The following is a 1,832-nucleotide window of genomic DNA, read 5'->3' on the forward strand; positions in this document are numbered from 1 at the left end:
ACTCAGGTAAACGACCGCGCGCATAACGCAGCATGAGAAGAAATTTGGTAGGCCTGAGTGGACTTGAACCACCGACCTCACCCTTATCAGGGGTGCGCTCTAACCACCTGAGCTACAAGCCTGTAGAGGTTTTTTCTGCTCGTTACTTTTTATCAGACAATCTGTGTGGACACTGCGCGGGAAGGTATCTTCAGGTAAGGAGGTGATCCAACCGCAGGTTCCCCTACGGTTACCTTGTTACGACTTCACCCCAGTCATGAATCACAAAGTGGTAAGCGCCCTCCCGAAGGTTAAGCTACCTACTTCTTTTGCAACCCACTCCCATGGTGTGACGGGCGGTGTGTACAAGGCCCGGGAACGTATTCACCGTGGCATTCTGATCCACGATTACTAGCGATTCCGACTTCACGGAGTCGAGTTGCAGACTCCGATCCGGACTACGACGCACTTTGTGAGGTCCGCTTGCTCTCGCGAGGTCGCTTCTCTTTGTATGCGCCATTGTAGCACGTGTGTAGCCCTACTCGTAAGGGCCATGATGACTTGACGTCATCCCCACCTTCCTCCGGTTTATCACCGGCAGTCTCCTTTGAGTTCCCGACCGAATCGCTGGCAACAAAGGATAAGGGTTGCGCTCGTTGCGGGACTTAACCCAACATTTCACAACACGAGCTGACGACAGCCATGCAGCACCTGTCTCAGCGTTCCCGAAGGCACCAAAGCATCTCTGCTAAGTTCGCTGGATGTCAAGAGTAGGTAAGGTTCTTCGCGTTGCATCGAATTAAACCACATGCTCCACCGCTTGTGCGGGCCCCCGTCAATTCATTTGAGTTTTAACCTTGCGGCCGTACTCCCCAGGCGGTCGACTTAACGCGTTAGCTCCGGAAGCCACTCCTCAAGGGAACAACCTCCAAGTCGACATCGTTTACGGCGTGGACTACCAGGGTATCTAATCCTGTTTGCTCCCCACGCTTTCGCACCTGAGCGTCAGTCTTTGTCCAGGGGGCCGCCTTCGCCACCGGTATTCCTCCAGATCTCTACGCATTTCACCGCTACACCTGGAATTCTACCCCCCTCTACAAGACTCAAGCCTGCCAGTTTCAAATGCAGTTCCCAGGTTAAGCCCGGGGATTTCACATCTGACTTAACAGACCGCCTGCGTGCGCTTTACGCCCAGTAATTCCGATTAACGCTTGCACCCTCCGTATTACCGCGGCTGCTGGCACGGAGTTAGCCGGTGCTTCTTCTGCGGGTAACGTCAATCGACGCGGTTATTAACCCCATCGCCTTCCTCCCCGCTGAAAGTACTTTACAACCCGAAGGCCTTCTTCATACACGCGGCATGGCTGCATCAGGCTTGCGCCCATTGTGCAATATTCCCCACTGCTGCCTCCCGTAGGAGTCTGGACCGTGTCTCAGTTCCAGTGTGGCTGGTCATCCTCTCAGACCAGCTAGGGATCGTCGCCTAGGTGGGCCATTACCCCGCCTACTAGCTAATCCCATCTGGGTTCATCCGATAGTGAGAGGCCCGAAGGTCCCCCTCTTTGGTCTTGCGACGTTATGCGGTATTAGCCACCGTTTCCAGTGGTTATCCCCCTCTATCGGGCAGATCCCCAGACATTACTCACCCGTCCGCCACTCGTCACCCAAGGAGCAAGCTCCTCTGTGCTACCGTCCGACTTGCATGTGTTAGGCCTGCCGCCAGCGTTCAATCTGAGCCATGATCAAACTCTTCAATTTAAGTTTGATTTGCTTAAACAAGTTAAGCGGTGCTCATCTGTAAAACGTCATAATGAATTTCATTATGTGTTCACTCGTGAGGCTTGATATTTTTT

Annotated in this window: 1 tRNA gene and 1 rRNA gene; both read right to left on the reverse strand. The window is 53.4% G+C overall.

What is annotated here, in order from left to right:
* Positions 1–45 precede the first annotated feature (45 nt).
* A tRNA-Ile gene (locus AFL22_RS22850) sits at positions 46–122 on the reverse strand.
* 73 nt (positions 123–195) lie between these two features.
* Positions 196–1,737: ribosomal RNA gene (locus AFL22_RS22855) — 16S ribosomal RNA — on the reverse strand.
* Between the last annotated feature and the right edge of the window lie 95 nt (positions 1,738–1,832).

This window comes from Pantoea sp. CFSAN033090 (assembly GCF_001264395.1).
GTDB lineage: Bacteria > Pseudomonadota > Gammaproteobacteria > Enterobacterales > Enterobacteriaceae > Pantoea > Pantoea agglomerans.